Genomic DNA, 12,199 nt, shown 5'->3' with positions numbered 1-12,199 from the left:
ACGCAAAAGTTTCAGCCGGTTGTGTGGCCCTGGCCTGGCGGCGTAGTCAACTCGTGTTACACCTTGTGAAGGAGGTTTTAGTTAACAAATCCGAACCTCGGGCGTAGCGTGCTATCGAAGACACTATCCACGTCGAGAGGCTCCCTCCATGAACAGATATGTGCTCGGCTGCACCACCCTGACGCTGAGTTGTTTGCTGAGCAGTCTGGCGAACGCATCGCCAGTGCAATCGTCATCATTGCTCCTGGCGCAAAGCCCGACGGGGGCTTCCAGCAATCCCTATAACAGCCCGATTCGCCGAGCCAACCCGAACAGCATGCAAGGCTCGCAATCCAGTGCCCCGGCCATTCGCGGGCCAAACACCATGCCGGTGCCACGGCCTCCGACCCTGGATAACGGCGGCATCGGCAACCGTTATCCTTCGACCCCATCAACGCCCTCCAGCCCGCCGACATTCATTCCCAATCCACCTCCGCGCGATACAGGCACCAGTAACCGTTGAACCGGAACGATAAAAAAGGAAGCGTGCATGTTGCGTAAAACCCTACTGGCCACCTTGTGCGTCAGCGCCCTCATCACCGCTGCAGCCCCCGTGTTCGCGGCCACGACTCAGGATCTGCAAAGCGAGCAGGGCACCCTGCAAGTCACCACGCTCGCCAAGGGGCTGGAGCATCCATGGTCACTGGCATTCCTGCCGGATCGCACGGGCATGCTGGTGACCGAGCGCCCCGGTCATCTGCGCGTCGTCAGCGTTGACGGGAAAATCTCCGACCCGATTGATGGTGTACCGAAGGTCTGGGCCAAAGGCCAGGGCGGCTTGCTGGATGTGGTGCTGTCCCCCGACTTCAAGCAAGACCGCACGGTTTACCTGTCGTATGCCGAAGGGGGTGGGGCGGGGGACAACGCTGGCACGGCGGTAGGCCGGGGGCAATTGTCCGAAGACCTGAAAACCCTGAGGAATTTCCAGGTGATCTTCCGCCAGGAGCCGAAGCTTTCTGTCGGCAACCACTTCGGTTCACGATTGGTGTTCGACCGTGATGGCTATCTGTTCATCACGCTCGGTGAAAACAATGACCGGCCAACGGCTCAGGACCTCGACAAGCTGCAAGGCAAAGTCGTACGGATTTACCCGGACGGCAAAGTGCCGGACGACAATCCCTTTGTCGGTCAGGCAGGCGTACGTCCGGAAATCTGGTCCTATGGCCAGCGTAACCCGCAAGGCGCAGCGCTCAATCCATGGACCGGCGTTCTCTGGGAGAACGAACACGGACCTCAGGGCGGTGATGAATTGAACATCATCGAACGCGGGAAAAACTACGGCTGGCCGCTGGCAACCCACGGCATCAACTATTCGGGCCAGCCGATCCCCGAAGCCAAAGGCAAGTCCGCCGAAGGCACGGTGGCGCCTCATCATGTCTGGGAGAGGTCCCCGGGGTTGAGCGGACTGGCGTTCTACGACAGTGATCGATTCAAGGCCTGGCAGCACAACGCGTTCATCGGGGCGCTGGTCAGCCAGGAACTGATTCGCTTGCAGTTCGATGGCGACAAAGTGGTTCACGAAGAGCGATTGCTCGGTGAACTCAAGGCGCGAATCCGCGATGTGCGCCAAGGCCCGGATGGGTACTTGTATGTGTTGACCGATGAGGACAATGGCGCGCTGTACAAGGTGGGCCTGAAATAACCCCGGTGGTCGCACCGGCCCCTGTAGCAGCTGGCGCAGCCTGCGCCGGCCGGTCCGTGCTCGGGCGCAGCAGTCCTACAATCATCCAGACGAAAATTGGCCATTGACTTGCCATCAACCCAAGGCTAATTTCCAGCCATGACTTCCACCGTATTGCGCTGCCAGCCAAGCATTATTACCGCCATTCCTTATCTGGCGGGCTAGCTCACGACTGCAGCACCCAACCCGCCCTAGAGGCGGGTTTTTACTTTCTGTCTCTCGGGCCCCGAACAACGCCAGGAGACGACCATGACCAGCACGCACGCCCAACAGACCTTGCTTGAGCACTATGTAAAAAAGATCCTCGCCGCGCCGGTGTACGAACTGGCGGTGCGCACGCCGTTGCAAGCGGCACCGGGGTTGTCCGAAGCCTTGGGCAATCAGGTCCTGCTCAAGCGCGAGGATTTGCAACCGACGTTCTCCTTCAAGATCCGGGGCGCCTACAACAAACTGGTTCAGCTCAGTGATGAGCAAAAAGCGCGTGGCGTGATCACCGCCTCGGCAGGCAATCATGCGCAAGGTGTGGCGCTGGCAGCGCGGGAGTTGGGGATTGCCGCGACCATCGTCATGCCGTGCACCACGCCGGAACTGAAAGTGCTCGGGGTTCGCAGTCGTGGGGCAGAGGCGGTGTTGCACGGTGAGAGTTTTCCGTTCGCCCTCGATCATGCGCTGGGCCTGGCCGAGCAAACCGGTCGCACCTTTGTTTCGCCCTTCGACGACCCGGATGTCATTGCCGGGCAAGGCACGGTGGCGATGGAGATCCTGCGCCAGCATCAAGGCCCGTTGGATGCGATCTTTGTTCCGGTGGGCGGTGGAGGTTTAATCGCCGGCATCGCCGCGTACGTCAAATACCTGCGCCCTGAAGTGCGCATCATCGGCGTCGAGTCAGAACATTCGGCGTGTCTGGCCGCTGCACTGCAAGCAGATGAGCGAGTGGTCCTGCCGAATGTCGGCACCTTCGCCGATGGCGTGGCGGTGGCACAGATCGGCGCCTATGGCTTCGAAGTCTGCCGATTTTGCGTCGATGAGGTGATGACGGTCAGCAATGATGAGCTTTGCGCCGCGATCAAGAACATCTACGACGATACCCGCTCGATCACCGAACCGTCCGGCGCGCTGGCCGTCGCCGGGATCAAGAAGTACGTGGCGCAAACCGGTGCCCGGGGTCAAACGCTGGTGGCGATCGACTCGGGGGCCAACATCAACTTCGGCAGTTTGCGCCACGTGGCCGAGCGTGCGGCATTGAGTGCCACACCGGCGTGAGGCAGGGCGTGGTTACTCCTGAACGGCGTTCTCGACCTTGCTCGACGCCGACCAGATCCGATAGCGGACTTCGATGTCTTTCGGCACGTAAAGCACGATCGGCAGCTTGCTGTTGTAACGCAACATGAAGCCGTCACCGACCACCGGCACGAAGTCTTTTTTGCTCTTGCCGTCAGGGCAGGCCATCAACGTGCTCATCGGCCCGATGACGTTTTCCAGTCGGTAGAACGGGTACCCCCAGCCTTCAAGGTTTTTTTCCTCAAGCATCCCGCCCAGCCGTTGGCGATTGCAGTCCACGGTCAGGGTTTTGCCGGCGAGGATTTCAACCTGAAAGTCGTCCTCTTTGGCTTGCGGGGCGAGGTGAATGACCTGGCGGGTAAAACCGCTTTCGGGTTTTGGAAAGGGAGCGACGGTTTCAAGCTTCGCGGCATGTGCCACGGTTGACAGTCCGGCAACGATTAGCCCGACAGCCGAAGTGAACGTCAAAGAACCCATGATGCCTCCTTGCTGGTGATGAAGTACGTGGCGGCATTCTTACTGCGCGCAAGGGTTAATGCAAACCCGTGGCGGCTTGTGTGCAGATTGCATGAGCGCTCAAGGTGCTTCTTGCGAATTGCACGGCAGTTTTTATAAGCCCTGGCGCTAAATCATTGATTTACCGATGAGCTGCACGGCGAAATTCGAGGCATGTTTTATGCTTCAGCTGTTCTTAAGCTGGCCGGGATGACACATGAGTCAGCGTCGATCGTTATTGGCAGTCTCACAAAGGAGAGGGTCGCCATGTTTCTTTCTGCCTTGGAACTTCGCAACATCATCGAAAGCAGTTTTTTACCTAAACGCTGCCAATGCACGCTGTCCCCAGAGTTGTTGATGACCGTCAAGGTGTATGCGGACGGTCAAACCGACGCGCTTGACCTGCACGTGACCGGGATCGATGCTTCGGCACTTAATGGTTGTCGGGAAATCAACGAACTGATCGCCGAACTGCGCACCAAACAACAGTCCGTGGAAATCCCGCACAGAGTAAGCAGCGCTCTTTAGCCCACGGTTTCGAGTTCTACCGACAGGCGCCGGGTCTGAAGAAAGCCCAGGCCCAGCGCCAGCTCAACCAGGACCGCCAGCAATATGCCCGGCCCGGCGTGGCCATTGAGCCATTCACCGAAACCCAATGCGGCCAAACCGAAACAACCCACCATAAAACCGCTGCACAGCGCGCTGCGAGTCACCGACGGCGCCTCGTTTCGAACCCAATAGAAAATCAACCCCAGCGCCGCAAACACCACCGCGCTGCGCCGGGCGACAAGGCCTGTCGCCGTGGAATATTCAATTCCCCAGATCGCCAGCAACTCGTCCGGCATCAAGCCCCAGATCAACGCTAGCAATAGACACAAAGCGGCGGTGAACATCGACAACGTACGAAACGACAACTGCATGGCGAATCCTTGCGGCAGTGAGGGAGGCGCTAGAGCATAACGCCAGAACCCTCACAGTAAAACCGCCAGGTTTCGAATCAGACTGTTCCGTCAGTTTTGATAACTGCACGCGTCGGAAAGCTTCCTGTAGGTGATTTCTTCAGGCTTGCCGGACGTGTCGATGTACTTCATATCGGCGGTGATCACTTTGCATTCGTCGGTCGTCGGCTCTGTCAGGGCCACGACTTTGCCAACGTTCAGCGGCATGCCGTAGTGATAGGGCACGGCTTGGGAAGAGGGTGTGTCGTTGGCCTGGGCAAGCCCGGCAAACGCAGTGCAGGTGAGGGCAGTGGCAAAAATCAGGGTGCGGGTGTTCATGAGGCGATCTCCAGAACGGGCGGAAAATCAGCTCGACATCAAGGCGTCGAACCTGCCGCACTGGGCATCAGAAGCGTCTGAGGGCGTGCGGTCGTGTTGAGTTTTTAACCACGGCGTTAAGCGATGGTTAACCCACCTGAACGCCGCCTGTCGCGCGGGGTGTTTCTGTCGGATGTTTCGCCGGGTAATAAAGCGACGGCAGCTTCGGCTGGGTCCTACAAGCGTAGGTGACTTATCGACTTTCGCCTGCCGGGTGGGAGCGATTACTGTTTGGGCTCGCTGCAAAATCAGCGGTCGGGTTTGGTCACCTGATGCCATCTCACATATGTGTGCCATCATTCGCTCTGCGGACATCTATGTCCTGTAAGTGCGTTGCAATGGTGGCTGTGTGCTGGACGCCTTCGGGCGAGCCGATTTGATGGTTTCGGTTGACCAAGCCTGTACACAGCCGCCACCCACCGTTTGGTCACGGTGCTGGCGATTACTTATTAATCATCGAGTAATTTCAATGCCAACGTTTAAACCGTTTCCAGATCGTTATCGTTCACTCAAAAGCAACGTTACCGACTCAAGTCCTTTGGTAATCGACACCGAAGCCAACCCCCAAGACATTCTCGAAGCCGCGCTACAGCGAGTAAGAGCCTCCAGCCAGCTACTTGAAACGCTGCATTGCCAATGCTTCAAGCACGGTGATGTTCAAGACATTCCGCACATTACTCACGCGCTTTATCTGCTGACGCAGGATGGGTTTGACCTGTTAGCGGTTGCGCAGCAGCGGATGATGGGGTGGAAAGCGCCGGTCTGACGCTTGATCTGTAAAAAAAATCCAGCGTTTCTAGGCGCTGGATTTTTTCGTTTTGGATGGGAACTCAGTGATCACGCTTAAGCGTCATTGGCGCCAAGCCTCAATACTCGCAAGGTGGTTCGTGAAAGCTCTTCATTAAACTGTTGTCGCTCTTTCACTTCCAAGAGTCATAGGGCACACCAAACTTTTCGACGTAGGCGTTGGAAACGGCGGAAAGGGGGCGGTAGTGACCTCCAGACTTACCTTCGTATGGGCCACGCGGATCAATTACGGCTTTTACCGTAGTCACTTCGATCGGTGTCACGCACGGACCGCCAACCCAGACTCTGGCGATACCTCCGGGGACTAGTCTTATGCCGATTGAATCACGATAACCAGTGATCCATTTACCATCGGCAGCGCAGAAAACCTTTTCACCCTTAAGCATGATCTCCCGAGTAGCCTCAGGGATTTTAATCACCATCAGGTAGGTTTGCGGTTCAACCTGCGACTGCCAGCGGACATAAATCTGTTTGGGCAAGTCGGCCCCTGTTACATGCTTACCGCTGCCAAGGGCAGCTCTTTTCGGCCAACCTCGCGGATCGCCGGAATTGTGTTGGGAGGCGATTGCATTGACGCGATGCCACTCCCAGCACGCTGAAACACACGGTCCTGAATGTCGACGACATCGGCTGTTTCGATCCAGACCTCCATGTAGTCAGGAGCCGAGAATCCCAAGTACCAGGATTTGTAAGGCATTGACTGGCTGTTAGCAAATGTACAGCCACTGAGCAATAACGCGCAGAAGGTAGGTCGTAAATAACTAATCATTAGAGCGTCACCGCTCTGTCACTTCCAAGAATCATAGGGCACACCAAACATTTCGACGTAGGCTTTGGATTGGTCGGATAGCTTGTCGTACTTACCGCCAGACTTACCTTCATATGGGCCGCGTGGATCAACTACGGCTTTTACCTTGGTCACTTCTATCGCTGGCAGACACGACCCCATCACCCATATTTTGGCCATCCCGCCGGGCGCCAAATTGATAACCAACGCGTTGCGGTAGTCTGTAATCCACTTACCATCAAATGCGCAAAAAGCCTTTTCTTCCTTGCGCATGATCGCCCTTGTCGACTCGGGTACGTTGATCACCATTTGGTAAGTTTGCGGTTCGACAAGAGACTGCCAGCGTACATAAATCTTTTTTGGTAAGTCCGCCCCAGTTACATTCTTACCTTTGCCGATTCCTGGCTTTTCGGGCCACCCTCTAGGGTCGCCAGTGTTGTTAGGAGGTGTCTGTATGGCAGCAGTGCCACTCATCGCTCGCGGATAAACCTGCTCTTTGATATCGACTACATCGGCCGACTCGATCCACACTTCCATGTAATTCGGCGCCGAAAAGCCCAAGCGCCAGGATTTGTAAGGCATTGCCTCGCTGTTGGCGAAAGTGCAACCACTGAGCAAATATGCGCAAACCGTTATTCGCAAGATACTATTCATCAGGCTGCTTTGGCTCTTTCACTTCCAAGAATCATAAGGCACGCCAAGTTTTTCGACATAGGCCTTGGAAACGGCGGAAAGGGGGCGGTAGTGACCTCCAGACTTACCTTCGTATGGGCCACGCGGATCAATCACGGCTTTTACCGTGGTCACCTCGATCGGCGTCATGCATGGACCGCCAACCCAGACTTTGGCAATACCTCCGGGGACCAGCCTTATACCGATTGACTGACGATAGCCAGTGATCCATTTCCCATCGGCAGCGCAGAAAACCTTTTCACCCTTAAGCATAATCTCCCGAGTAGCCTCAGGGATTTTAACCACCATCAGGTAGGTTTGCGGTTCGACCTGCGACTGCCAGCGGACATAAATCTGCTTGGGCAAGTCGGCCCCTGTCACATGCTTACCGCTGCCGATGCTAGCTCTTTTCGGCCAACCTCGCGGATCGCCAGAATTGTTTGGCGGCTTTAACATGGAGGCAAGACCACTCATCGCACGTGGGTATACATGGTCCTGAATATCGACAACATCGGCGGTTTCGATCCAAACCTCCATGTAAGCGGGGGCCGAGAACCCTAAGTACCAGGATTTGTAAGGCATTGGCTCGCTGTTGGCGTATGTGCAACCACTGAGCAAAAATGCGCAAATCGTAGTTCGCAAGAAATTACTCATCAGGCTGCTTGGGCTCTGTCACTTCCAAGAATCATAGGGCACACCAAACTTTTCGACGTACGCTTTGGATTGGTCGGATAGCTTGTCGTACTTGCCGCCAGAGTTACCTTCATAAGGTCCACGTGGGTCAATCTCGGCTTTTACCTTAGCCACTTCTATCGCTGGCAGGCACGATCCCATTACCCACACTTTAGCCATCCCTCCGGGTGCCAGATTTATTACCAATACCTCGCGGTAGCCTGTTATCCATTTTCCATCAGCAGCACAAAAGGCTTTTTCACCCTTGCGCATAAGTTCCCTGGTCGACTCGGGTATGTCGATAACCATTTTATAAGTTTGAGGTTCAACCAATGATTGCCATCGGACGTAGATTTTTTTGGGTAAGTCTGCTCCAGTTACATTCTTACCTTTGCCCGGCCCCGGCTTTTCCGGCCAGCCTCTAGGGTCGCCCGTGTTATTGGGAGGAGTCTGTATCGCAGCTATTCCACTCATGGCACGTCTGTATACTTGGCCTTCGACATCAATAACATCAGCTGTTTCGATCCAGATTTCCATGTAGTTAGGTGCTGAGAAACCCAAACGCCAGGCTTTGTAAGGTAGCGTTTCACTGTTGGCTAACGTGCATCCACTGAGCAGAAAGGCGGCGATAGCGACGCGTAAAAAGTTACTCATTTTGATGTGCCGTGCGTACAGAATTTACGTCTGGTCGATTGATGAAGACTATATTCAAGTCACTATTGTTTCGATTTTTAGCGGCGTTCCAGTTGTCAGATAAATGAACGTAACGCTGGAAGAGCAGTTCCTCTTCCTGTGAGGTCAGCCCTATTGTTTTGCTTTTCCCCTGAGCGTACGACAACAATTTTTCGGAGATGGGTATGAGCTCCGCAGGTAGCGCCAGTCTTGGGTTGCTCTCGGGGATTTGTCCAAAAGGCACTCCATTTTCAACGGCTAGTTCGCGCATGATCCGAAAGTAGATCAAGGACAGCTCACTGCGGACCTCTCGTTGACTGCTGACAGCGGCATAAACGTATTTCATATCTTTGCGGTTTTCTTTACCCGTGGTACGAAACGGCACCTCCCACGTGCGGATCTCCAATGGGAGGTTATATTGGGCCAATTGATCCTGTAGCCGCCTCAAGTCCTCTTGGGCAACCTTGTAACTGTTAGCTTCAACAAAAGATGTCCTTTCGTCTACAGGACTCCTACGCGGTTTGCTGAGCAGTATCCGCTCCCTCGCCTTGGGTAGATAGCCGCCACCGAGGTCCGAGTGCACGCCCGGCAAAATAATATCGGCAGCCCCAAGACTGTTTAACGCAAAATTGTAACGTCGCTCATTTCGAGCGACTAATTGGACGACTTTCTTTGCAGCGTCTGGTGCTAGATAGATATTGATCCCTGGGTTAAAAGCATTATTACCATTCCAGTCCCCTACCAGCGGGTTGGCAATGGCTGCAACTGTGTCGTAGACGCCGATGAAATTTATGGAGATGTCGGTATTTGGCTTCCATGCAAAGCTGTCCGATAACATTGGCGATCCCGCCGGCAGCGCTTTAGCGAGAATACTTTGGCTACCTTTTAGTATTTCATTAGCAAAGTCTCTTGCCGCCGCAGAGCCTCGACTGAATCCGAAAATGTCGAACTCAATGTTAGAAATACGCTTATCAGGATTGTTGTTTTTAAAGAGTCGGATCGCCTGAATAAATAGGTCTGGAGTCTCTTCTACCCGCGCCCGGACACCCTGTGCACCTATGCCTGTGCCTTGTGAAAAAGTGGAGTCCTCCTCGGTACTGCTGGTGCCGATCCCATCCACATAAATCGATAAACTCGCCCTTTCTGCATCAATAGGCAGCGCTTCATCCACTTGGTTCTGATAAAGGTCATACAGTCTGGCTACGTTACTGACATCATTGCCATAACTGTTGTCCGGGCTACTTCCTTTGCCGTCGTAGCCAAAAGAGGCGCAGTACTGACGGATGTCTTCGGCCGAATCTTGCAGGTTTACATCCGGAGCGAAGCAACCATAAACACGCTCGCTATTGTTACGGTTGTTCCCCGTACCATCAAAGAACACCCCAATCCGCAACGTAATATCTTCCAGCTCGACCTCTTCTTCCTCTTCCTCAAGTTCCTCTTCAGGATCATCCCCTGCAGCCGTTTTCACTGTCTTGGGCACGGAATCAGCCACCGCATTAAACTTGCCAACCGGCGGAGCACTCAGCACTTTCCCTGCCGCGGCAGCCGCAGCTGCGGCCGGTGTGATCGGCGCAAGAATCTGAATCCCGCTCCCCGCACCCGGCGCACCACCGGAGTTGGTCTTGACCTCAGCCCCGCTGATCGTCACACCCCCCGCATCCACCTTGACGAAACTCCCACCAGCCGCGGCCGTCAGTTCCATCCCGCCCTCAACCACAACCTTTTCCCCGGCGTTGTAGTGAATCTCCTCACCGGCCTCGACAAACTGCGCCGTCCCGACCTTCACATGCTGGGTCACGGCGACGGTCAGGTGGTCATCGGCTCGCGCTTCGGTCTTGCGGTCGAGGTGGGTGATGCGGTGTTCTTCAACTTTGAACTCGCTGTAAACATTGGCTTCAACCGTGTCGTGCCGCTCGTTGCCGATGCGGATTTTCTGGTCGTGCTCGATGTTTTCGTCCCAGTCGCGCTGGGCGTGGAGGTAGATCTGTTCCGCGCCTTTTTTGTCTTCGATGCGAAATTCGTTGTAGCCCTTGCCGCCCGGTGAGCTGAGCGTTTTGAAGGTGCTGCGGGTTTTGTTCGCCGGCAGGTCGTAGGGGACAACGTTTTCCTTGTGGTACAGGCAGCCGGTCACCAGCGGTTGGTCGGGGTCGCCTTCGAAGAAGCTGACCAGCACTTCCATGCCGACGCGCGGGATGGCGATGCCGCCGTAGGCACTGCCGGCCCAACCGGTGGCGACGCGCAGCCAGCAGCTGGTTTTGTCGTTGGCCTGGCCGTCGCGGTCCCAGTGGAACTGGACTTTGACGCGACCGTATTCGTCGCAATGGATTTCTTCGCCCGGCGGGCCGGTGACGATGGCGGTCTGGCTGCCCAGGACTTTCGGTTTCGGGTGTTCGAGGGCGGGGCGGTAGTGCGCGTCCCAAGGCGTGGCGAGGAAGCGGTTGCGGTAGCCCTGATGGAAATCGTCTTTGTTTTGGGTGACGTCGCTGGTGATGTTCTCGCCCAGCACCTGCGGTTGTTTGCCTTCGTGGACGACTTCCAGCAGCAGCCAGAGGTCGTTCCACTCGGCGCGCGGGTGTTCGCTGAGGGCCATGAAGTGGCCGCTGACCAACGCGGGTTCGTCACCTTTGCCTTCAGCGAGTGCGTAGTCGCTGCGATGGCGCTCCAGGGCGCGGGTCGCCAACTGCTTGCCACGCTCGCGGGTGAGGAACAGGCCAGGGTAGTCGTAGTCTTCGAGGTCCGGGGCGAACGCGGTCTTGGCGGCGCCTTCGGGCAGGATGCGCGGTTTTTCGAAGTCGTAGTCGCGGCGACTGACGCGGGTGGTCCGGGTTTCCAGGCGCAGGTTGAAACGTTTGATCACCGGTTTCTCGGCGGCCATGCCAGAGTCTTGCTGGTAGGCCACGGGCGCCAGTTTGCGGAACACGGTCTGGTCATCGCCAAACACCAGTTTGTGGCCGCTGGCGCTGTGCTGGAAGTGGAAGTGAATGCCTTCTTCTTCGCACAGACGCTGGATGAAATGCAGGTCCGACTCGTCGTACTGCACGCAGTAGTCGCGGTCGGGGTAGATCGCGCCGAGCTGGAAACTGTACGCGTCAGCCAGAATGCCGCGCGCTTCCAGCACCTGCGCGATGATCTTCGGCACGCTCAACTGCTGGAAGATTTGCTGGTCGTGGCTGTGGCGCAGGTACGCCAATTGCGGGCACAGGCTGATGCTGTAGCGGGTCAGTTTTTTACCCGAGTCGCCTTGCTCGATGCGATAGACCAGACCGTGAATGATGCCTTTGCCGGTCGCGCCGAAGGTCAGGCAGCCAGGCTTGTGCAGGATGTCTTCGAGTTTCAGGTCGGGGCGGGCGCTGACCAGTTCGATGTCGAAACAGAACGGTTGGTTGAGGGCTTCGCGACCGACGAAGCTGAGCACTTGCAGGTCGGCAGAAACGCCTTCCAGCGTGAGGGAAATATGGGTTGCGTTAGCGTCCAGCATGCCTTGAATTCCGTCCTTTGAATTAGCTGGGGCGGATGGTGCAGGATTAAACGGCCTCGTTCAAGGCGCAAATGGCGTAGGCGAGCGGCTCTCCAACCATCGGGAAAACCCTTAGTGGCACGGTTTGGACCAGTGAATCCGGGAGGTATTTCGTTATGTTTTACTAGGAATTCTGGTGTCACAGTCTTGAAGTAGCGACGATCCGAGAGGAGGCGGTGTGAGTGACACCGCCATCGCGGGCAAGCCCGCTCCCACATTGGGATTGTCGCCGACCACAAAAACTGTGCTCACCGCAA

General features: G+C 56.0%; 11 protein-coding genes and 2 pseudogenes. 5 read left to right on the top strand and 8 right to left on the bottom strand.

The window, feature by feature from the left end; translation table 11 throughout:
* Positions 1-148 precede the first annotated feature (148 nt).
* The 3 genes and pseudogenes from LOY55_RS16420 to ilvA all read left to right on the top strand — a co-directional run.
* Positions 149-502, top strand: coding sequence for a hypothetical protein (locus LOY55_RS16420; RefSeq protein WP_109786978.1), 354 nt, complete (start codon positions 149-151; stop codon positions 500-502).
* A gap of 27 nt (positions 503-529) precedes the next feature.
* The gene (locus LOY55_RS16415) at positions 530-1,681 is read left to right on the top strand and encodes a PQQ-dependent sugar dehydrogenase (RefSeq protein WP_258665785.1); all 1,152 of its coding nucleotides are present in this window, start codon (positions 530-532) and stop codon (positions 1,679-1,681) included.
* A 288-nt stretch (positions 1,682-1,969) separates the two neighbouring features.
* Positions 1,970-2,965: pseudogene (ilvA, locus tag LOY55_RS16410) on the top strand (threonine ammonia-lyase, biosynthetic); the annotation flags it as partial.
* A 30-nt stretch (positions 2,966-2,995) separates the two neighbouring features.
* Here the strand turns inward: ilvA and eco are convergent.
* Complete coding sequence (gene eco, locus LOY55_RS16405) at positions 2,996-3,478, bottom strand: serine protease inhibitor ecotin (RefSeq protein ID WP_046033115.1); 483 nt, start codon at positions 3,476-3,478, stop codon at positions 2,996-2,998.
* 285 nt (positions 3,479-3,763) lie between these two features.
* Here eco and LOY55_RS16400 point away from each other — a divergent pair, with 285 nt between their 5' ends.
* Positions 3,764-4,024: a DUF1652 domain-containing protein gene (locus LOY55_RS16400; RefSeq protein ID WP_046033116.1), complete on the top strand. Its 261-nt coding sequence runs from the start codon at positions 3,764-3,766 to the stop codon at positions 4,022-4,024.
* Here LOY55_RS16400 and LOY55_RS16395 read toward each other — a convergent pair.
* Together LOY55_RS16395 and LOY55_RS16390 are read right to left on the bottom strand one after the other, a co-directional pair.
* On the bottom strand, positions 4,021-4,416 hold the full coding sequence (locus LOY55_RS16395; protein ID WP_046033117.1) for a hypothetical protein: 396 nt from the start codon (positions 4,414-4,416) through the stop codon (positions 4,021-4,023). The genes LOY55_RS16400 and LOY55_RS16395 overlap by 4 nt on opposite strands.
* Before the next feature lie 90 nt (positions 4,417-4,506).
* Positions 4,507-4,773, bottom strand: coding sequence for a DUF2790 domain-containing protein (locus LOY55_RS16390; RefSeq protein ID WP_109786974.1), 267 nt, complete (start codon positions 4,771-4,773; stop codon positions 4,507-4,509).
* A 508-nt stretch (positions 4,774-5,281) separates the two neighbouring features.
* On the opposite strand from LOY55_RS16390, the gene LOY55_RS16385 reads away from it, so the two are divergent.
* Positions 5,282-5,578 (top strand): hypothetical protein, encoded by a 297-nt coding sequence (locus LOY55_RS16385; RefSeq protein WP_109786973.1) that lies wholly within the window; start codon positions 5,282-5,284, stop codon positions 5,576-5,578.
* A gap of 154 nt (positions 5,579-5,732) precedes the next feature.
* Here LOY55_RS16385 and LOY55_RS16380 read toward each other — a convergent pair.
* The 5 genes and pseudogenes from LOY55_RS16380 to tssI form a co-directional block, all read right to left on the bottom strand.
* Positions 5,733-6,388, bottom strand: a pseudogene (locus tag LOY55_RS16380) (DUF2931 family protein).
* An 18-nt stretch (positions 6,389-6,406) separates the two neighbouring features.
* Positions 6,407-7,060: a DUF2931 family protein gene (locus LOY55_RS16375; protein WP_077432126.1), complete on the bottom strand. Its 654-nt coding sequence runs from the start codon at positions 7,058-7,060 to the stop codon at positions 6,407-6,409.
* A gap of 18 nt (positions 7,061-7,078) precedes the next feature.
* On the bottom strand, positions 7,079-7,732 hold the full coding sequence (locus LOY55_RS16370; protein ID WP_077432127.1) for a DUF2931 family protein: 654 nt from the start codon (positions 7,730-7,732) through the stop codon (positions 7,079-7,081).
* An 18-nt stretch (positions 7,733-7,750) separates the two neighbouring features.
* Positions 7,751-8,404 carry a DUF2931 family protein gene (locus LOY55_RS16365; protein WP_258665777.1) on the bottom strand — a complete coding sequence of 218 codons (654 nt, stop codon included), beginning with the start codon at positions 8,402-8,404 and terminating at the stop codon, positions 7,751-7,753.
* Complete coding sequence (gene tssI, locus LOY55_RS16360; protein WP_258665776.1) at positions 8,397-11,903, bottom strand: type VI secretion system tip protein TssI/VgrG; 3,507 nt, start codon at positions 11,901-11,903, stop codon at positions 8,397-8,399. The genes LOY55_RS16365 and tssI overlap by 8 nt, the downstream gene beginning before the upstream one ends.
* Between the last annotated feature and the right edge of the window lie 296 nt (positions 11,904-12,199).

Origin of the sequence: Pseudomonas sp. B21-040 (assembly GCF_024748695.1) — a bacterium.
Taxonomy (GTDB): domain Bacteria; phylum Pseudomonadota; class Gammaproteobacteria; order Pseudomonadales; family Pseudomonadaceae; genus Aquipseudomonas.
Note: the sequence above shows the minus strand (reverse complement) of the source record. Positions and strands in the feature narration are given on the sequence as shown.